Source organism: Sphaerochaeta sp., from assembly GCF_050178175.1.
In the GTDB taxonomy this organism is placed as follows: Bacteria; Spirochaetota; Spirochaetia; order Sphaerochaetales; family Sphaerochaetaceae; genus Sphaerochaeta.
The window spans coordinates 1-20,598 of sequence record NZ_JBFXGH010000033.1; the positions used below are offsets into that span (position 1 = coordinate 1).

At 49.7% G+C, this 20,598-nt stretch carries 19 protein-coding genes; 4 read left to right on the plus strand and 15 right to left on the minus strand.

Going from position 1 to position 20,598, the window contains the following annotated elements:
* Positions 1-3: 3 nt before the first annotated feature.
* From AB7S66_RS05605 to AB7S66_RS05620, 4 genes are all read right to left on the minus strand, one after another.
* The gene (locus AB7S66_RS05605; RefSeq protein WP_428518475.1) at positions 4-825 is read right to left on the minus strand and encodes a TIM barrel protein; all 822 of its coding nucleotides are present in this window, start codon (positions 823-825) and stop codon (positions 4-6) included.
* A 63-nt stretch (positions 826-888) separates the two neighbouring features.
* The gene (locus AB7S66_RS05610) at positions 889-2,166 is read right to left on the minus strand and encodes an iron-containing alcohol dehydrogenase (protein WP_428518476.1); all 1,278 of its coding nucleotides are present in this window, start codon (positions 2,164-2,166) and stop codon (positions 889-891) included.
* A gap of 12 nt (positions 2,167-2,178) precedes the next feature.
* Positions 2,179-3,096, minus strand: a complete 918-nt coding sequence (locus tag AB7S66_RS05615; RefSeq protein ID WP_428518477.1) for a transketolase family protein — start codon at positions 3,094-3,096, stop codon at positions 2,179-2,181.
* A complete protein-coding gene (locus AB7S66_RS05620; protein WP_428518478.1) occupies positions 3,093-3,983 on the minus strand; it encodes a transketolase in 891 nt (296 codons plus the stop codon). Before AB7S66_RS05620 ends, AB7S66_RS05615 begins: the two co-directional genes overlap by 4 nt.
* A 293-nt stretch (positions 3,984-4,276) precedes the next feature.
* Here AB7S66_RS05620 and AB7S66_RS05625 point away from each other — a divergent pair, with 293 nt between their 5' ends.
* On the plus strand, positions 4,277-4,927 hold the full coding sequence (locus tag AB7S66_RS05625; RefSeq protein WP_428518479.1) for a GntR family transcriptional regulator: 651 nt from the start codon (positions 4,277-4,279) through the stop codon (positions 4,925-4,927).
* Positions 4,924-6,024 (plus strand): DUF362 domain-containing protein, encoded by a 1,101-nt coding sequence (locus tag AB7S66_RS05630; protein WP_428518480.1) that lies wholly within the window; start codon positions 4,924-4,926, stop codon positions 6,022-6,024. The genes AB7S66_RS05625 and AB7S66_RS05630 overlap by 4 nt, the downstream gene beginning before the upstream one ends.
* Positions 6,025-6,055: 31 nt before the next feature.
* Here the strand turns inward: AB7S66_RS05630 and AB7S66_RS05635 are convergent, their stop codons facing one another.
* The 8 genes from AB7S66_RS05635 to AB7S66_RS05670 form a co-directional block, all read right to left on the minus strand.
* Positions 6,056-7,027, minus strand: coding sequence for an aldo/keto reductase (locus AB7S66_RS05635; RefSeq protein WP_428518481.1), 972 nt, complete (start codon positions 7,025-7,027; stop codon positions 6,056-6,058).
* Positions 7,024-7,938, minus strand: coding sequence for a sugar phosphate isomerase/epimerase family protein (locus AB7S66_RS05640; protein WP_428518482.1), 915 nt, complete (start codon positions 7,936-7,938; stop codon positions 7,024-7,026). The genes AB7S66_RS05635 and AB7S66_RS05640 overlap by 4 nt, the downstream gene beginning before the upstream one ends.
* A complete protein-coding gene (locus tag AB7S66_RS05645; protein ID WP_428518483.1) occupies positions 7,938-8,600 on the minus strand; it encodes an aspartate/glutamate racemase family protein in 663 nt (220 codons plus the stop codon). Before AB7S66_RS05645 ends, AB7S66_RS05640 begins: the two co-directional genes overlap by 1 nt.
* A 117-nt stretch (positions 8,601-8,717) precedes the next feature.
* Positions 8,718-9,716, minus strand: a complete 999-nt coding sequence (locus tag AB7S66_RS05650) for a tripartite tricarboxylate transporter substrate-binding protein (protein ID WP_428518484.1) — start codon at positions 9,714-9,716, stop codon at positions 8,718-8,720.
* Positions 9,717-9,796: 80 nt separating this feature from the next.
* The gene (locus AB7S66_RS05655; protein WP_428518485.1) at positions 9,797-11,305 is read right to left on the minus strand and encodes a tripartite tricarboxylate transporter permease; all 1,509 of its coding nucleotides are present in this window, start codon (positions 11,303-11,305) and stop codon (positions 9,797-9,799) included.
* 10 nt (positions 11,306-11,315) lie between these two features.
* Positions 11,316-11,774, minus strand: a complete 459-nt coding sequence (locus tag AB7S66_RS05660) for a tripartite tricarboxylate transporter TctB family protein (RefSeq protein WP_428518486.1) — start codon at positions 11,772-11,774, stop codon at positions 11,316-11,318.
* A gap of 14 nt (positions 11,775-11,788) precedes the next feature.
* Positions 11,789-12,796: a PdxA family dehydrogenase gene (locus AB7S66_RS05665; RefSeq protein WP_428518487.1), complete on the minus strand. Its 1,008-nt coding sequence runs from the start codon at positions 12,794-12,796 to the stop codon at positions 11,789-11,791.
* Between the two features lie 259 nt (positions 12,797-13,055).
* A complete protein-coding gene (locus tag AB7S66_RS05670) occupies positions 13,056-14,936 on the minus strand; it encodes a sigma 54-interacting transcriptional regulator (RefSeq protein ID WP_428518488.1) in 1,881 nt (626 codons plus the stop codon).
* Positions 14,937-15,010: 74 nt separating this feature from the next.
* Here AB7S66_RS05670 and AB7S66_RS05675 point away from each other — a divergent pair, with 74 nt between their 5' ends.
* Positions 15,011-15,517 carry a hypothetical protein gene (locus AB7S66_RS05675; protein ID WP_428518489.1) on the plus strand — a complete coding sequence of 169 codons (507 nt, stop codon included), beginning with the start codon at positions 15,011-15,013 and terminating at the stop codon, positions 15,515-15,517.
* Between the two features lies 1 nt (position 15,518).
* Here AB7S66_RS05675 and AB7S66_RS05680 read toward each other — a convergent pair whose 3' ends face one another.
* On the minus strand, positions 15,519-16,403 hold the full coding sequence (locus AB7S66_RS05680; protein ID WP_428518490.1) for a mechanosensitive ion channel family protein: 885 nt from the start codon (positions 16,401-16,403) through the stop codon (positions 15,519-15,521).
* 114 nt (positions 16,404-16,517) lie between these two features.
* Complete coding sequence (gene htpG / locus AB7S66_RS05685) at positions 16,518-18,407, minus strand: molecular chaperone HtpG (RefSeq protein ID WP_428518491.1); 1,890 nt, start codon at positions 18,405-18,407, stop codon at positions 16,518-16,520.
* Between the two features lie 102 nt (positions 18,408-18,509).
* On the opposite strand from htpG, the gene AB7S66_RS05690 reads away from it, so the two are divergent.
* Positions 18,510-19,640, plus strand: a complete 1,131-nt coding sequence (locus AB7S66_RS05690; protein ID WP_428518492.1) for an ROK family transcriptional regulator — start codon at positions 18,510-18,512, stop codon at positions 19,638-19,640.
* Positions 19,641-19,877: 237 nt separating this feature from the next.
* On the opposite strand, the gene AB7S66_RS05695 is transcribed toward AB7S66_RS05690, so the two are convergent.
* Entirely contained in the window at positions 19,878-20,402 is a 525-nt protein-coding gene (locus AB7S66_RS05695) for a hypothetical protein (protein WP_428518493.1), read from the minus strand.
* Between the last annotated feature and the right edge of the window lie 196 nt (positions 20,403-20,598).

The following is a 20,598-nucleotide window of genomic DNA, read 5'->3' on the forward strand; positions in this document are numbered from 1 at the left end:
GCATCATGAGGAGTAATACTTGCCGTATTTTCCCCTCAGGAAGCTGACGGTTCGTTTTGCCGCCGTCTCAGGATCGGGGTACGGGAGGATCTCCGCTGTGGTCCAACCATCATACCCAATACTGGTAAGGGAGGAAAAAATCTCGTCCCAATCCATGTGACCATCCCCAGGTGCATGCCGATTGGTATCTGCAAAGTGCACATACCGTACATACTCCTTGTTCCGGATGATGCTGTCCCCAATGTGGTCATCTTCGATGTTCATATGGAATACATCGGGCATCATGACAAAGTTCTTCCGGCCAATCTTCTTGAGCAGGGCTGAACACTCATCGAGGTTGTTGATGAAGTCGATCTCATAACGGTTCACCGGTTCAAGAATCAACTCAACGCCACGCTTTTCTGCATGGTCGGCAACCTTGTACGCCATATCGAGGAAGAGTTCCTCTGCAAGGGCAGGGTCACGGCCACCGATAGGGCCACGGGTCCTTCCAATATTGACCAGCCCACCAAAATCAGAGGCCAGGTCAATGAAGCCGCAGAAACTCTTGTACAGTTCTGCTCGGTTTTCCTGGTTCCCATCGGTGAAGTAGAGATTCCTTGCCGCAAAGACCTGTCCACTGGAAATTGCACTAACCTCCAGACAGTTCTCGCGCAACCACTGGTTCAATTCGTCCTTTGACACTTCATCAGGACGCTTGAGAGCGAGTTCAACACCATCATAGCCAAGTTCATGGGCCTTGATGATCGACTCTTTTACCCCACGAAACACCACAAATGCATTGGGCATTGCCTCTTTACCGGCAATAGCGACAGATAATTTCATAGAATACTCCGTTGGCTGAGAAACAGGACACCCTATGGTGCCCTGCTACTCAACCTATCCAGGTTACATCGCCTTGACCAGGGAGAGGTCACCACTGGCTGCTGCACGAAGCAATGGCTCCATGTAGGTGTCGACATCACTTGGACTCATTGGAACCGGCATGTTCTGCAGCTTCATTGCAAGCTGGGGATCCTTTGCAGCATTCAATGCACGCTCGATATGAGCCTCACTGAATCCCTTCAGGTCGTTGAGCTTGCTGGGAGCCTTGATGGACTTGCTGAATGCAATCATGGCCTCAGCCACGGCAACTGCAAGGTCTTTCCCTTCCAGGTTGTCCACCGAAGAACCAAATCCGAACTCGGCAAAGATTGCACCAACAACCTTCAGCTGTTTCTGGATTGCCTTGGAGTAGAGCACCGCATAGTAGGGATTCATGATTCCACAGGCAGTTCCATGGCTGACAATGTCCACCAGGGAGAAGCTGGTAAGGTGAGCACCACTGGTTCCCCCGATCATGATGGCATACCCACCAAGGTCGGTGGCAAGGCCGATAGCCTCACGTGCCTTCACATTCTTGGGATCCTCGATTAGTACCTTTGCGTACTTTGCCACCAGGCTGATGGCACACTCGGCGATCTCACGGGCCTTCTCGTAGGTCTCTTCCTTTGCACCACAGAACACCTCGAAGGTGTGGGCAATGGCATCAAGGGCTCCATCGATGGTTACGCTGATCGGCATGCTGACCGTTGTCTCATAGTCGAACAGTCCCACAGTCGGGATGATTGCATTGTCCACGATAAGCTTCTTCTGTCCGGCCACCGGGTCGGTGACGTTGGAATACTTGGTCAGGTGGGCACCACTGGAAGCACTGGTCTGTACTGCAATGACAGGGGTCAGGGAAGAGCCGGTCTCCTCAAGGGCATTGCTCACCACATTGGTTCCAAAGTAGTGGTCGATCTCGGGGGTCACCTTTGCACCAAGGGCAGCCAGTACATTGGCAGCCTTCACTGCATCGATGGCCGAACCACCACCGATGACAACGATGCAATCGGGCTTGGTGTGCAGGATGTAGGACTCCAGGCGATAGACATCCTCACGGGGAGCATTGGGCTTTGCATCGGGAGCGATCATGTTCCCGGCAAGCTCGACACCTGCGTCATTGAGGTAGGAAACAACCCGGTCTGCAACCGGCTTCATATAGGTGGTATTGCTTACCACGAGGGCACGCTTACCAAACTTGGCGGCAATCGGTCCTACCTGGTCAAGCACCCCCAGCCCGTGGACATATGAGTCCCCTTTCCAATCATTCAAGAGTGTATAGGCACGTTCCATTTGATCCATAACAGTATCTCCTTATTTGCAAAGTTTTTTTGCGCGTTCTGCAATATTCTCTGCGCTAATTCCATATTTTGCCAAGAGTGGTTCATACGGACCCGTCTCGGTAAATACATCCTCGATTCCTATAGCATCAAATCTACAGGAAATCCCTTCTTTCATGAAGGCCTCACTGACTGCACTGGAAAATCCACCTGCAAGCACATGCTCCTCGACACAAAGCAGCTTCCCGGTCTTGGCTACGCTCTCCTTGAGGGACTGGACATCAAGCGGCTTTACCATGGGTACACTCAGCACCTCAGCCGTGATCCCCTCTTCCCGGAGCAGGACGGCGGCCTCATTTGCGAAGCTTGATGTAATACCGTTCGCTGCGATGGTTACATCACTTCCGCTTGCAATACAGACTGTTCCAATCGCATCGGAAGCAGGAAGATCGGGCATTGCATTGCGGTTAAGCCTGATATACACAGGACCCTTCTGCTTCAGTGCATATTCCAAAGCCTGCTCAGCCTGTTTGGCATCACCAGGAACAATAACCTGCATATTCGGCAGTGCTCTCATGATGGCAATGTCAGTTATTGATTGGTGACTTGCCCCATCAAAGGAGTCGGAAAGACCACCATAAGCTCCTGCGATAATGACAGGAAGGTTGTTGTAGCAGAGGGTATTGCGAATCTGGTCGGTAGCTTTCAGGGCGAGGAAGATGGCAAATGCGTTAACCACAGGATGGTATCCAGCTGTTGCCATACCAGCAGCAATATCGACCATGTTCGCCTCAGCCACACCCACATTGTAGAAGCGGTCGGGAAAAGCCTTTCCAAAATATGCACTCTTGGTGGAGGAAGACACATCAGCATCAAACACCACCAACTCAGGATGGGTAGCACCCAATTCGGCAAGCTTCTTGCCGAAAGCATCTCTCATGGCATCGCTCATAGGGAGGCCTCCTTCTTCTCAATGTCAGCATTCAGTTCAATCATACCCCTGGCGTATGAGTCATCATCGATGACAGCCCCATGCCAGGTATTCTTTCCTTCAGTGAAGGAGACACCCTTTCCCTTAACGGTATTGTAGATAACCGCTTTCGGCCACTGGTTGTCGCTATCCATCCACGCAAAGGACTCCATCACCTCTTCAGTGTTGTTTCCATCGTAGGCTTTCCCAGCAACATTCCAGCCGAATGACTTCAGCTTGCCTGCAAGCGGATCGAGCGGCATGATCTCATCAACAGTCCCATCGAGCTGAACCTTGTTGTAATCGATCATCAGGACAAAATGCTCAGGCTTGAACTTTGCTGCACTCATGAGAGCTTCCCAACTCTGTCCCTCATTCAAACAGCCTTCCCCGCTGATCACATAGGTCCAGAACTGCTTTCCAGACTGCTTTGCAGCCAAGGCCATTCCCAATCCGATGGAAAGCCCGTGCCCCAGAGCTCCGGTGGACATGTCCACACCGGGAAGTGCCTTCATACAGGGGTGCCCCTGCAGCCGGGTATTCAGGGTACGGAAGGTTGGAAGTTCCTCAACCGGGAAATACCCACGATGGGCAAGCATGGTGTAGAGATTCATCGAAGCATGTCCCTTTGAGAGTACTACACGGTCGCGATCCTCCCACTGGGGATCGTCACTCTTGATATTGAGGCGATTGAAATAGAGGCAGGTGGTCAATTCGGCACTTGAAGCGGCTCCGCCCCAGTGTCCGGTTCCACTTGTGTGGAGGGTATCGAACATCACGCTCCTGAAATATGCGGCCAGCAGTGCAAGTTCCTTAGCATTGAACTTTCTGTCTTTCTGGCTGAGCAACTCCTTGACTGTTGTATTCATCTAGGAAACTCCTTATCCACTGTTTCTTGATATTGGTCTCATCTGACAAGCAGTGCATTGTGTACTGTATACAATATTGATATCATGAACAGCAACCCTTGTCAAAGGGATTTTTGTACTTCTTGAAAATTTTATATACAATTTGCTGTATAGGTGTTAAATAATGCATATATATCACCCATGCATGAGAAAAAAATGCGCAGGGTCTTTGCCAAATGTTTTTTGTACACAATTAACATTGACTTACCAGAAAATTCCTTTTACAGTAGTACTAGTCAATGGGGGTACCAAGTATGCCTAAATGTATACAAAACAGTCTTTCTGACCAAGTCTATACCATGCTCAAGGACCAGATACTCTCTGGCCAGCTCAAGGGAGGGATGAAAATCCCGGAAGAGTCCCTTGCAGAACAATTTGGAGTTTCCAGGACTCCGATCAGGGAAGCTATCAGGCGCTTGGCAGAGTATGGACTGGTAACCATCAAGCCCAGAAGCCACGCTGTGGTCTCGATCATCTCTCCCCAGGAAGCAGATGATATTGCCAAGGTCCGGGTCGCATTGGAGCAACTTGCCATCGATTCGATCGATGAGGAATCATACGCGGAACATGTAAAGGAACTCTCCCGTTATGCAGCCGACTGCCAGTATGCAATGGGAATCGGGGACAGGGCTACCGTTTTTGAGCAGGACAGCCTGTTCCATCTTGCTTTGATCAAGGCAAGCAGGAATAGCGCCCTGATCAGCATCTGTGAGCGTCTTGATGCAAAGATCCAGCAGCTCAGGATTGCTCAGAACCTTCCAGAAGATGAGCTCTCATACTACCTGAGCCAACATGCCCAGATGATGAGCTTGCTGAAAAACGGGGAAAAAGAAGCGTGCAAGCATATGCTCTATGAGCACATCACCCACGACCTCACCAGCCACCTGGGAAAGGACAACGCATGAATAAAGAAGACATCATCATCACCTATGGTTCAGATGCAGGCAACATGACGAGAGCCTTGTTGCAATCCATCGATTTCGAAGGACTCCTTCCCGATAAGAGCGCATCCATCGCTCTCAAGCCCAATCTTGTGGTTGCTGTAACAGCTGACAGTGGAGCAACCACCCACCCGGAGATCCTCATTTCCATCATCGAATTTCTCCAGGAGAAGGGGTATCACAATATTTCAATCGTGGAGAGTGCCTGGGTTGGGGATTCCACAAAGGAAGGCTTCAGGGTCAATGGGTACCATCAGATCAGCAAGAAATACGCTGTTCCTTTGGTTGATGTGAAGGATGATACCTATGAGAAGAAAACCGCAGGGGGGATCACCATGGAGGTCAGCCGGACCATCCTGGAAACCGACTTTGTGATCAGCCTCCCAGTCCTGAAGGGACATTGCCAGACGGCAATGACTTGTGCACTGAAAAATATGAAAGGATGCCTATCCGATCGCAGCAAGCGGTTGTTCCACTCACTTGGATTGCACCGCCCCATTGCTGCGCTCAATACAGTTCGAACAGCAGACCTGGTCATTGTTGATAGCCTGAACGGCGATCTTGATTTCGAGGAAGGGGGCAACCCTGTTGAGACCAACCGGATGTTCGCCTGCCGAGACAGTGTCCTTTGTGACAGCTTCGGGGCCTCCCTCATGGGCTTTGAGCTCAAGGATGTTCCCTATATTGAGATGGCAGAACAGCTGGGGGTCGGAACCACTGATCTCGGGAAAGCCAACATCATCCAGCTGAATGAACCAAGCGATGAACCGGTTGCCCGCCCTACAGGAATGGCAAACTACCTTGGTCGTTATACTGAGCCGGATAGTGCCTGCTCTGCTTGTTATGGAAATCTGATTCATGCCCTCAAGCGTCTTGATGAGGTGAACCGTCTGAAAAACATCAAACAGAATATCTGCATCGGACAAGGATACAAGGGTGTGAACGACCCTTCCAAGGTTGGGGTCGGCATCTGTACCAAGGGTTTGGGAAAAAGCCTTCCCGGTTGTCCTCCCAAGGCAATTGATATGATCAAGTTCATCAAGGAACTGAATGCTGAATAGGAAACAGATTCATTGGGTTTATCTAGCTGGACTATGTCAAAAGAGGCCTAACCAGGTCATCAATTGCTTTCCAGTCCGCCCCTGAGAGCACTACCGACAAGGCCTGGCTGTTCTCCTCGATCTGCTCAGGCTTGCGTGCACCACAGAGAACATTCATTGTTTTTTCTGCCTGTCTTGTCCAAGCAATGACGAGATTCCCTACAGTACAGTCATAACTTCCTGCCATCTCTTTCAGAGAGTCAAGCATATGGAGAACCTGGGGACGGTGCTCTGCATCATACCAAGCCACAGAAGCTTTTGCTGTGCCCACCACCTTGGTATCGAGATCGACTTTCCCGGTGAGCAAACCCCGCTCAAGCGGGCTATATGCCTGGAAGGTGATCCCTTGTTCAGCACAATAGGAAGCCAGAGCTTGTTTGCTGCGTGTAAGCAAGCTGAACCGTTCCTGGACCAAGGAAGGATTCCCATAGGCTTGGTACTCCTTCAACTGTTCCAGGGTAAGGTTGCAGGCACCATAGCTCCGTATTTTTCCTTGCTCAATCAGGCGTTCCATTGCCTGGACAGTTTCCTCAATGGGCGTAAAATATGGGGGTATTGACTGCCAGTGGGTTAACAGAAGATCAATATGGTCGGTCCCAAGTCGCTTCAAGCTCTTCTCAACCTGTTCAATAATACTGGCCGGGCTGAGATTGCGGCGGATAACCACCCCATCACGACTCTTGTGTACCGCCCCCTCGTCCTCTGGCCCCCAGAGCAATCCGCATTTGGTCGCCAGGATACACTCATTGCGTTTTCCCTTGAGTGCCCTTCCCAGAAGTTCCTCGCTTAACCCATTCCCATAGGCAGGGGCAGTATCGATGAAGTTGATGCCCCTCTCCAGTGCACGATGGACTGTCTTGATACTCTCTGCTTCATCGCTGGCTCCCCAGCTGTCCCCTCCGCCCATTGCCCAGGTCCCCAGTGCAATGGAAGAGACTTCCATGGTTGTATTTCCCAGTTTCACTGTACCCTCCTCCACGCATCCTGAAGCGTCCTCTTGGCATTTGCTACCACCAAGTCGGCATCCTCTCCCCCTTGGGGTTTTACCTCAAAGGAGAGTATATTCTTGCCACCTTCAGTGAGGTAACCTATATCCTTCATTTTCTGCAGGAAGGCTGCAAGGTATTCTGTGTCATTCTCTGAACCTGGATAGCCAAACCGTGGGTGACAGTCCCCATAACTGGGATGGCTGGGATCACTGATGAGGGTATTTCCCACATGCACATGCTTGATGTACTGCTTTATTGGCTCAACGGCCTCATCAATACTCTCCCCGATCATGGGGATATGGGAGCAATCGATCATGATCCCAAAATTATCATATACAGGGCAGACTGTCTCGGCATATTGCCTGACCAATGAAGACGGGCCAAGCAGTGACTTCTTGTCAATGGTATGGTCAAATACCTCAAGAACGACCGGCATGGACCCTTTGCTTTTTGCGTAGGCACATAGTTCATTTGTGGAGGCAATCAACGCATCAAGATAGGAATTTTCTTTCCCTTTCTCATACCCACGTGAGAGGAACTGGAACTCCTCTGCACCCATGGCATACGCCTCATCAATCCCTTTCTTCAAGGTCTGGACTGCCTGCCATCTCTCCACTTCATCCAAGCTGTTGATATTCAGCTTCCTCGCAAAGAGCAGGGAGTGTCCACTGTAGGTGCAGTCACAATGTGCACTCTTGATCATGGTAGGTACCGACTCATACAACGATGAGAATGGCAGACTTCCAATCTCCATAACCTGAAAGGTGGGATCTGCAAGAAGTTTCTTGAGAGAGTCATGATAGTCTTGTTCACTATTTGAACAAGAAGGATAGGCCATGGAGACCACTATACCAAGACGACAAAATGCATGGATATCTGTATGCATCACGCTTCCCCTTCCAGAATGCTCTTTACCTTCCGGCAACAGAGAACCGGGCTTGCCAGTACCGGTACACCCGCTAACTGCTCCGCTTCTTCTTGCAGATGGCCCATGGAAGCTTGGGCAAGGACGATACAGTCATACCCTTTCACCTGCTTGATCATCTCAAGTACCAGACGGTTATGTGTTTCCATGTCCCCGGCACGCATGGCGGTATAGGCTGGTTCATTGTCCTCAGCATCCACCTCTATCTCGGTTCCAGCGATTGCTGCCTCCATCTTGAGTTTGCTGATGGTGGGCTCGAGGGTGCTCATGGCAGTGGCGACAACCTTGATCTTCTTGCCGATTCGAACAGCTTTCTCTGTCATTGCATCATCAATGGCAACGACAGGAACATTGATAAACGGCCTGATGAGCTGTACTGCAGGGGTGAGTGTTGAACAGGTAACGACAATGACATCTGGTTTGGTGAGTTCACAGGATTGCAAGTCATTGAACAACCGCTTTCGGTTCTCCAATGAGAAATAGCCAATCTCGGCAGGATCGGAAGCGAGAAAATCATCAAGAATGTTATGGATTTTCAACTTCTGGCCCACTATGTTTTCCAGCAATTCTGGAAAACTGCCCAATACCGGTCGTACCGTATGGATAAGTGCAACACGTTTCATCGTAGTATCCCCTCTTTCTTTTGTATCATTTTGCAATAATAAGTCTATCACGAAGTTGAGGGATGAAAGAGAACCTCTTCCACCCCTCACGATCAATGTCACATGACTCGCAAGTCCTTACTCAGACTTACCGATTGACTCAAGGTAGTCAGCCTGGAACTTCATGCCATACGCTCTGAAAGTATCGGTGTCCATGAAATCGGGAACCAGTTTCTGCTTCTCGATATAGCCTTTCTGCCAAGCTTCGGTGTCGTTGACCTGCTTCATGACATTACTCCAGTAGTTGACTGCAGCAGCACTCATGCTCTTGGGAGCAACAATAGATCTCCAGTTGGGAACCTCTACGTTATCGTAACCGAGCTCGCTGAGGGTCGGAGCACCACTGAGGTTTCCAGGGAAACGGCTGGTGGAAAGAGCCAGGACCGGGGTAAGCTTACCAGCTTCAACATACTGGGAAGCGGCTGCAGGCTTGGAGATCAAGAGGTCGAAATGACCACCAAGAATTGCAGTGATAGCACCACTGGTTGCATCGTGGGCAATGTAGGAAAGCTGATCCTGGGTAACACCAAGTTCCTTGATGAGAGCAGCGTGACAAGCGATGTCATCACCCTTGGAACCACCAAGAACCAATCTCTCACCTCTGTTCAATGCATCAATGATCTCTTCAGCATTGGTGTACTTGGAGGACTCTCCAATGAAGATCAGGTGCTTGTCTACAGCCATGTGCGCAATAGGCTGGAAGTTCTGGAAACGATTGCTGGTGTTCTTAACCATCGGCATCAAGTCACCACTGTTGAAGGTCAACAAGGTGTGGTCAGCCTGGACGCCAGCCTTGATGTTGGAAACAAGCAGTCTACCAACTTCACCAGCACCATCGGTCTTGTACTGAATAACAAAATTCTGTCCGTTGATCAGATCCTCTTCAGTAGCAATGTCGGTAATCGTGCGGGTGAAGATGTCTGAACCACCACCGGGGGAGCTGGTCACATACCAGTCAATATTACGGGTAGGTACGAAGGACTTCTCTGCACCATCTGCAGCTTCAGCAGTTCCGTTTGCGAAAACGGGCATGCTTACCAACAAAACCAGGGCCAATACCAGAGCAATTTTTCTCATTTCTCTATCTCCTCTTTGTTTCTCGTGGGATTACTCCCACATTTTCCAATATCCAATTCCTCTTATGAGGAAATGACACCTTATTTCTTTCGAATGGCAGCCTTGCGAAGGATGAACTTCACTATGGGGGTCATTACGATTGCCATGAGCACCAACAACAGGAAGGCAGAAATCGGCTTGTCAACGAAGATCCCCAAACTACCATTGCTGATGATGAAGGCCTTGCGCATGTTCGATTCAAGCAGTGGGGCCAAGACGAACGACAGCAACATAGGAGCCACTCCATAGCCATTGCGGTCAAGGATGTACCCGAACAATCCAGAGAGGAACATGATGATCACACCGTACATGGAGTTACTGGTACTGTAGCTACCAACCACACAGACCACGGTGATGATCGGGATCAGAATCCGTACCGGGACGGTGAGGATCTTGATCAGGAAGGGAATGACCCCAAGGGAAATGAACAGGGTGAGTATGTTTGCGAGGAACAAGCTTGCAATCAAGCCCCATGCAAAGTCAGGATTGCTGGAGAAAAGCAGGGGACCAGGATTCAGACCCCACATCATCAACCCACCAAGCAAGACTGCACCGGTACCACTTCCCGGGATACCCAAGGCAAGCAAGGGAGCAAAGGACCCAGCGGCGGCTGCGTTGTTTGCTGCCTCACAGCTGGCGATTCCCTCAATCGCACCGCTGCCAAGCGGCTCTTCGCTCTTGAAGGCTTTCTGTGCTGCATAGCCAAGGAATGCTCCGGTTGTCGCACCAGCTCCTGGAAGCACTCCAACAAAGGTTCCCAAGAAACCGCTGCGGATGGCTGGAGGAACAAGGCGACGTACATCATGGAGGGTCAACATCGATCCCTTGATCGTCAACTTCTGTGTCAGATTGACATCAACCTTCTTGTTTCGCTCCGCCATCAACTTGAGCACCTGGCTGAAACCGACTGCTCCAATGACGAACGGTGTAAAAGGAATGCCCCCTAGCAGATACATGTTGCCGAAGTCGTAACGGGGGCTTCCTGTAAGCGTATCCATACCCATTGTTGCCAACAGGATACCAACCAAGGTCAAAACAACGCCCTTGGTCGGACTCTCCCCTACCAGCCAGCCGATGGAAGTCATCGCAACCAACAAGAGAGAAGTCATCTCGGCAGGACCAAACTTGAGCCCGAGCTCTGCAAGCGCAGGTCCCATGAAGGTAAGGATGATCATGCCAATGAAACCACCGATAAAGGAGGAAAGATTGGAAGTGAACAGTGCCTGACCAGGCCTATTACGCTTGGTTGCCATCGGATACCCATCAAGGGCGGTCATGACAGCAGGAGAGTCTCCAGGGATGTTCAGGAGGATTGCACTGAACGATCCACCATACATGTTGGAATAATAGAGTGCACCAAGCATGATGATAGCGGTGGTCGGATTGAACTTATAGGTAAGGGGAAGCAACAGGGCAACCCCTGCGAGGGAACCGATACCAGGCATTGCACCGACCACAAGGCCGAGTACAGCACCAAGCATGGTAACCATAACATTCTGAAAAGTAAGGACTACTGAAAAGCCCATGAATAACATTTCTAGATTTTCCATTGCATGCTCCTCAGTACGCGATCCAGTTGTAGATGATTCCCTTCGGGAAGGGAACTCCGAGCCACATGACGAAGGCTCCGATTACAATGGCCATGATGACAGCCAACCCGATGAGGGTTGTCTTCCAACGATACTTTTCGTACCACTTGAGCCAAAGAATGACAAAGAGGGCAAGGCTGGGGATCATTCCAATAACCAGAGTGGCAAGCATTATGGCGATCACGCCAAAAGCAGGGAACCAGTTCTCAATCGGATAGGTGGTCTTCTCCGCCTTGAAAGATCCCAGGAATGCAATGAAGCTCAAAGCCAGCAAAGCAAATCCAATGAGTGTGGGGAAGAATCCTGGAAGGGGTCCCCTGAGCTCATGCCAAAAGCCGTACTTGGTGATCCCGAGATAGATGAAAAGAACAGCTATCACTGCTGTGATTACAGGAATCACCATCTGGCTCGTAACCTTTTTCGATTGCATATGTTCCTCTCTCCTTACGCTTGCTGACGCAGGTGGTTGGCCATACGCGAGGCCATTTTCACTGCATTCTCAAAAGCGCTGGTTTTCACAACACCGGTACCGGCGATATCATAAGCCGTACCATGCGCACAGGTAACAATAGGGGCGGGAAGGCCACCGGCAATGGTGATGCCTTCATCAAATCCCTTGAGTTTCAGGGCGATCTGTCCCTGGTCATGGTACATGGTCACCACCCCGTCAAAATCACCACGGAAGGCCTTGATGAAGGTGATGTCACTTGGATATGGCCCTGTTGCATCAATTCCCATCTCCCTTGCTTTCTCAATAGCTGGGATGATTACATCTATCTCTTCACGTCCACAGAGGCCATTCTCTCCAGCGTGGGGATTCAGGGCAGAAAGAGCAAGGCGTGGCTTTGCAATACCGCTGTTCTTCAAGGATGCGTCGGCAAGGCGTACTGCACGCAGGATGCTCTCCACCGTCAAGTTCTTGCTTACCTCGCGGATGGGAATATGACTGGTGGTTCGGGTAGTCCAGAGGTCACCCAACACATTGATCTCCCCGAAAGGTTCCGTGTGGTTGAACAACTGGGCGAGTAAGTGGTGCTCACTCTCCACCTTGCTTCCTGCCTGCTTGAGTCCTGCCTTATGGAAAGGAGCGAAGCAGAAACCTTCAATCTTCTTCTCCTTATACAAGGAAACACCAAGCTCCAGGGCATGAAGGTTTGCCTTGCCTGCCTCAGTGGTCAAGGTGCCAAACTTCACGACTTCAGGGTCCTGATCTTTCTGGTCAAGGATGGGAAGGCCCTTGCTCCAGTCAGCTTCATCCACATTGTCTATCACCTGCAAGGGAACAGAGGAACCAATCACCGAGAAGGCACGCTCGAGTATACGTACATCACCGATAACCACTGGTCTACAATACTGTTCAAAGAACTTACCAACAGCCAGCTTGGCGATGATCTCAGGTCCGACCCCGGCTCCGTCGCCGATTAAAAGTCCCAATACAGGTTTATCATTCATGGATTGCCCCTCTTCTCACATGCAGTGAGCAACGATGCTCGTCACTCCGGCAATAGAGGCAGCAACTAACGTGCCAAGTTTACATTTATTGTATACAATCTTTCATAGTATTGATGTTTGTATACATATATTTTCCATTGAAGCAACCAAATATGAAAAATTCAAACAGTTTCCTAAAAATTTTTAAGACATTTTTAACATGTTTCAATGTTACATAAATATTGTTTCATGTTTCAATTGAAACACAATTGAAACATACTTACTCTGATTCAAATCGGGAGAACTTCCTCCAGAGCGTCGTCCTGCTTATACCGACCTCCTTGGCGAAGTCCTCACGAGTCAAACCACTGGAGAGGAATTGTTCATACAGCTCATGATCGGAGCACTTCTTCTTTTGTTTCTTTGGTTTTCCTGCATCCTTGGCATCAAGGTACAAGCCGGTGGAACCGATGTCCAATTGGTCTATTTCCCGGACACCAACCCGGTCGGAGGTATGAAGAATTGCAAGCCGTTCTGCTGCGTTCCTAAGCTCTCGGATGTTTCCCGGCCAGTAGAACTGCCTTAGCATCTCAAGTGCATCTGTATTGATGTTGATTTTGCTCAGCCCATGCCGCTCGCAGTATTGCGTGACAAAATGGGAGAACAACAACCCAATATCCTCAGGACGATCACGTAAAGGGATCAGCATCAGGCTCAACAGACTGATACGATAGAAGAGATCAAGACGGAACGACCCATTCTGTACTTTCTGCAGGATATTGCTGTTCGCTGCACTGATGACTCTCACATCTACAGGGACAACCATGTCAGCCCCCACTCGACGAACCTCATGCTCCTGAAGAACACGAAGCAATTTCGCCTGCACGACTATCGGCATCTCTGCTATCTCATCGAGGAAGATGGTCCCCTTATGGGCCAATTCAAACAACCCAGGCTTCCCTCCCTTGCTTGCACCGGTGAAGGCACCCTCGGAGTACCCGAACAACTCACTCTCCAGCAGTTGTTCGGGAAGTGCTGCACAGTTCACTGCAACAAAGGGTTGCGACGCACGGGGCGATGCATTGTGTATGCTCTGGGCAAACAACTCCTTTCCAGTTCCCGTTTCACCAAGCAGAAGTACGGCGCCTGGGACCTGGCTGAACCTTCTGGCCTTCTCCACAAGAGCCATCATCTGGGCATTCTGTGTCACAATGTTGGAGAATGTGTATTTTGCAACCAAGCCTTTCCTGCTCAACTCCGTCCTGATCATGTGCTCTGTCTGCTGGATTGCCTCTGTGTTCTGGAACGTAAAGAGGAAACCGGATGTCTCCTCATCCATGCTGATCGGTTGCTGGGTCACCAAGAACTGCTTGCCTGCAATCGGTACCAGTATCTCTTTCTTCCCTGCCTTCAGGGCAAGATCCCACTTCCCTCCTTGATATACTTCCCCCAATTGTTTTCCCAACAGGGCTGTAGTACCAAAAAGTTGCTCAGCTTGCCGGTTGGCGGCAATGATGGTTGCACTGCTGTTGATTGCAAGCAGTGCATACGTGGCATTATTGAGCAGAGTCCCTAACAGGTTTCCCCTTGTCTGCGCCCGCTCCAGAGAGCGAGCGGCTGCAACAGCCTCCGCCACTGCATGAACAACTGCCTGGTAGCCACTTTTTACATGCACATGGGCAAACTGTTGCTTCTCACATAGGCGGCACATCGTAAGGCCACCCACAAAGATGGAACAACCCTTCCTTGCAAGGTGCTCCAATCCGATTTTCACATCTTTCTCGTCGGTTACCTGGAAGATGGATACCCTTTGCCCGACCAAGGTGCTGATCAATTCCTGGTCACACAGCTGTTCATTCGTGACTACCCCGATATGGGCACTGCTGTTCATTTTCTTGGCGAGTGCCAGCGCGCTGAGTAAATCAGCGCTACTGAGTGCGATGGGCACAACATGCACCGACGGTTTCTGGTGGGCAATTGCCTGTGCAGTGATCCCACGGGCTACAATGATATCAGCAGCAAGCGGTACAATCTTCTGTGGATCACTTCCATAAATATGGGTGGTACGCACCTCAATCGTATCGAGGTCATAACTCTGGATGACTTGATCGAATGCTTCTTGCAACTCTTGGTAAGGAACTACAATCAAAATCTTTATCAATGTGACACCTCAAAGAGAGTGTATCATAAGCGGCTCTCTTTACAAAGCCGACCCGCCCTTGGTATTGTCCGGCTATGAACATACTCCAATACCTATTATTAGCCCTGTTAGTCCTCGTTACTGCAGCAAACCTCTATGCACTGACCATCGGCAAGAGGAATCGTAACCGAGCAGCAGCCAACTACCGTCTTACCCTCCAGAAGCTGGGAGTGAGAACCAATGAGCTGATGAGGGAGCACGGGTACGATTTTGATGACAGACATGGATACATCAATGATATCGGGGATGGGATCCTGCTTTGTTTCGACACGAAGAAGCAGGTGGTGGGGATCACCTTGGCTGATGAGTTCTACCATTTTCCGTATGCAGACTTTGTTTCCTGCAAGCAAACCTACGAGATGCGGGAGAACAAACTCTCCAACATCTCGGTTGTAATTGAGACAAAAGATACGTTTATCACCTTGGTATTCGGCTCCAAAGCATGGAGGAGAAAATCCTATCTTGGAAAGTTCCTCCTCCAGGATTCCAAGGAATTCTGCACCATCCTTGAAAACCACTGCTCTGTGAGCGAACAGCAGTAGCCTATGTTGCGCTCTGGTCTACAATATGCACATCTAATTGGTTGAAAGGAACTGAGATTCCAACCTCGGCAAGACGGTCAACGATCTCACCTTGGAATCGCCAGTAGACCTTCCAGTAGTCTTCGGGCTTCGTCCAAGGGCGAACCGCGAAGTCTATGGAGGAAGCTGCAAGGGTATTCACCTCTACCATGGGAGCTGGATCGCTAAGAATCTCACTATACGAATTGAGGATCTTCCAAATGGTATCCTTCGCCAACTGTATGTTGGTCCCATATGCAACACTGACCGTGAGGCCGAGTCTCCGCCGGTCAACATTGGAGTAGTTTACAATGGGGCTGTTCCAGACAAGCTTGTTTGAGATGGTTATCTTACGGTTGTCGGGTGTGGAAAGGATGACACAGATCATGTCCATATCGCTGACAGTACCACTGAATGATCCGGTTTCAATATAATCACCAATCCTGAACGGTGCATTGATGACAATCATCACACCACTGAGCAAGTTTCCAATGGTATCCTGTAATGCAAACCCAAGGACAACACCAGTGATGCCAAGTCCGGCAAGCACGGGACCCATATCAAGGCCAAGGCGGCCAAGGAATGCAATGATGAGGAAGATCCACCCTATGACATTGACCAGCTTCACGATAAACCGTGCCATCAATTCATTGATCTTCTTGGAACGGTCGAGCGCGCGCTTGAGAATACGGGTGATGCCTATGATCACCAGCTTTCCGATGAGCACAATAAGCAATCCAATCGCGACATTCACCAAGAATTCGACCGGACCGATCTGAATCCAGCTATCAATCTTCTCAACGAAGCGGCCAAAGGCGGAACTTTCAGCAACGGCTTCACTGCTGAGTGCCATGAAATTTGCAATCATATTTCTACTTCCTTATACACGTATTAAATAGAACACTACCATCGGTAGAAAAAAAGAACAAGGTGAAGAAAAAAATCTCTTCACCTTGCATGATAAGTAATTAATTACTTGCTATTATGTAGACAAAAGAGCATGCAGACGTTTTGTAAACCCTACCGGGTCCTTGGGCATGACACCCTCAGCAAGCAGAGCCTGATCCAGTAACACTGAACTCAGTTGCTCGATGTACTGTTCATCGTTGCTGTTTTCGATCTTCTTGACCATCGGATCTTCCACATTGATCTCAAGAATCGGCTTTGCTTCCTCAAAGTCGGTCTGTCCCATACTCTTGAGAATCTGCTGCATCTGTACTGATGGGTCATTCTCATCAACCACCACGACGGCAGGGGAGTCTGCAAGACGGGAAGAGGCAACAACATCTTTCACCTTGTCTCCAAGGGCTTTCTTGACCTTCTTGATGATGGCTTTCGCTTCCTTGGTGTCTTTTTTCTTGTCCTCCCCTTCTTCCTTCAGGTCATCAACGGCACCACTCTTGTTGATTGCTTTCAGAGGCAGTTCCTTGTAGGTACCGATCGAGCCGACCACGATATCGTCAATATCGTCGCTCATGATGAGGACTTCATACCCCTTTTTCCTATACGCTTCAAGCAAGGGGCTTGCCTTGAGGGTCTCTTCCTTTCCACCAGCGATGTAGTAGATTGATTTCTGGTCACTCTTCATCCTCTCCTTGTAGGAGGCAAGGCTTACATAGCCATCCTCCGTGGAGGACTTGAAACGAACCAGTTCGAGCAAGGCATCCCTGTTGGCATAATCAGAATACAAACCTTCCTTAAGGGGTCGGTTGTACTGCTCAATGAACTTTGTGTAGAGTTCAGGGTTCTGTTCGCTGATCCTCTGGAACTCACCAAGCAGCTTCTTCACAGATGCGGTGCGGATTGCATTCATTACGCGATTCTGCTGAAGAATCTCACGGCTCACATTGAGAGGAAGATCCTCACTGTCGATTACACCGCGCACAAAGCGAAGATAGGAAGGAAGCAACTCTTTGTCATCATCAGTGATGTAGACCCGCTTCACATAGAGCTTCACACCCGGCTTGTAATCTGCATAGTACATGTCAAACGGGGCTTTGCTTGGGATGAAGAAGAGCGTGATGTATTCTGTTGAACCTTCGGCGCGTGTATGCAGGTAGAACAAGGGGTCTTCACTATCATAGCTGCTCTGCTTGTAGAACTCCTTGTACTCCTCATCGGTCAGTTCACTCTTGCTGCGTCTCCAAAGAGCAGAGGAACTGTTGATCTGCTCAACCTTGTGTTCAACCTTCTTCAGTGCATTACCTTCATCATCCTTTTTCTTGTCATCGTAGGATGTCTGGTCGTAAGAGAGGAAAATGGGATAGGCAATATGGTCACTGTATTTCTTCACCAGCTGCTGAATCTGCCAACGGTTGGCATATTCACTGCCTTCCTCGTTCAGGTAAAGGATGATGGTCGTGCCTTGGCTTTCGCGTTCTGCCTCCTCAAGGGTATAACTCCCCTTACCGGTACTGCTCCACTTCCAAGCCTGTTCCTCACCAGCCTTTCGGCTGATTACCTCAACCTTTTTTGCAACCATGAAGGCGCTGTAGAAACCTACACCAAACTGACCGATGAGGTTGCTGTCCTTCTTCTGCTCCTCGGTAAGAGAAGCGAGAAACTTCTTGGTACCACTGGATGCAATGGTGCCCAGGTTGTTTGCCAAGTCGTCATGACTCATGCCAAGACCGTTGTCACTGATGGTGAGTGTGCGGTCTTCACCTTCCTCTGTAAAGGAGATGTCGATGCGTGGTTCGAAAGCCAGATCCTTGAGCTTGTCATCGGTAAGGGTGAGATACTTAAGTTTGTCCAGTGCATCGGATGCGTTGGATACCAGCTCGCGAAGAAAGATTTCCTTGTGGGAATAGAGCGAGTGGATGATCAGATGCAATAGCTCTGATACTTCAGTTTTAAATTTCTTTTGTTCCATCTTCGTATGATACCTCCAAAGGGATATAGGCAAACATACTGATTTTTCAAACCAACGGCAATTGTTCCTTAACAAAAACGCATAGGTGGGCTATGCTTGGGCATGCAGTTTTCCACCCCAAGCTCAGCCAGGACAATCAATCGCCTGAGAGTTCTCAATCTACTTGCCCGAGAGGGTGAGTCCAGTCGCTCTGATATCGCACGCCGTCTAACCCTGAACAAGCCATCCACCAGTGAGATTGTGGAGCAGTTGCTTCAGGAAGGACTTGTCGAGGAAAGAGGAAAGGCCAAGACTGCCAATGGCAGGAGACCCACCACACTGGCCCTGCAACAGGGATCCAGACTGGTCCTGGGGGTGGAACTTGGTAGCAAGAATACCTGTTTCACCCTTACAGATCTCCTGGGGAATGTGCTGAGATTTGAGCGAATCCCAACCCCGATCAAACCGGATGCGAAGGAACATGGCCTTACCGTCATCAAGACGTGTCTGAAGATGAGACGAATTACCAAGGTCCCTATTGCAGGCATCACGGTGGCCACAAGTGCACAAATCAGTGAAGATGGTCTTTCCATACTCCGCCATGACCACTGGTCGTGGGAGAACGTCCCACTTGCTAAAGCCATCAGTGAATACACACAGACCCCTGCAATCCTGGTGCATTCTGTGAGGGCAATGGTGGAGGCTGAACAGTGGTTTGCCGATGAAGATGAAAAGTCGTTCCTTTATGTCAATTGGGGAGAGCATATAAGCGGTGCATTGGTGCAGGACAATACCATAGTAGGGGAGAAGAGCAGATTCGGGCACCTTCCAGTACGGCAGACAGGTTTGTGCCGGTGTGGAGGCATTGGATGCCTCGAGACTGTAGCTGCAGGGTGGGCACTCAGTGAACGATTTGCCGGCAAGGCAGTCAAGGAACTGGCACAAAGTGAAGACCCAAAAGTGACTCAAGCGCTCTTGGAGGCTGCAGAAGCAATGGGTATGGCTCTCACAGCTGCCAGTGCTATTACCGGAATCAATAAGGTTATTCTGGGAGGGGGCATCTCCAATCTTCCCGATCACTACCTCGCAGTTCTCCAGAAGTACCACCAGCAGCATGCTCACCACTCCCTTGCGGGCATTCCTGTGGTACGCTCACAGCTCAAGGACCGTAGTGCTGTACTCGGAAGCGTGGCTGTTGGATTGGACCGATGGATTTTCCAGAGAAGAATGTTGCAGACGATGCAAGGGCTTTAGCCAAGTAAAACCGCTACCCAGATGGGTAGCGGCAACCTCCTTGAGAACCTTAGGACTCCTCTCCTAAGGGTACGTGTCTATCCGCTGGAAACATCGGTCTAGACTTGAGCAACGACACTCATGATTATTGCATGGTTTTCTCCCACTGTAAAACATTAATTTTGCAATTTTGTAACTATTTTACCTATTGGTTGATTAACCAGCCAAATTTCACAATAATCGAGAGTTACAAGGAGCTCAGTTTCCTTCGGTATAATTAATGGAGAAAGATCCGGAATAGTTGCCTGCGCTAAACACATCAGCTGCTCGTTTCCTGATTCTGATGGTAAGTTTCCCGATAGGCACATCATCTTGGGCGCCTGCAGGGAACCTGGTATTAAAGGTATTTCCGTTCTCCACACTGGTGAAGAAACTCTCGCTTTCAAGCTCCAGTGTTGTCCTGAGTCTATTCAATGCATCCATTTCAAGATCTGTAATCGAAAAAATCAACTTTCCGACGGTAGCCTCTGCAAGATGCGAGGAAAATCTGAAATAGAGAGACTGTGTCAGTTCCCACTCCTCTAGATTCGGGAACTCAAAACTGAGTATTGCATCCTCACCTGAGAGCTCCTCACCTGCCTCATTGTAGATGGAGATCCTCAGATCCCTTGGCTCGATGACACCCTGCATGTACACGGTGGCAGAAGGAAACCGTGGAGGATCTTCCGCTGCCAAGGGCAACACAAAGAAGAGGAGTATACATGCCAAGAGAACTTTCTTCATATCCATCTCCCAATACCGTCTAACTATACATATAGTACCAGCTACCATTCCCACTGAAAAGAGGGGGAAAATCGGGTAGGAGGATGAGCCTTAATGGCTCATCCGACCTCCCACAGAACCGTACGTACCGTTCGGTATACGGCTCCTCGTCAGTTCACGCACTCTCGGGCATATAAGCCAGAGAACCATCGCCATC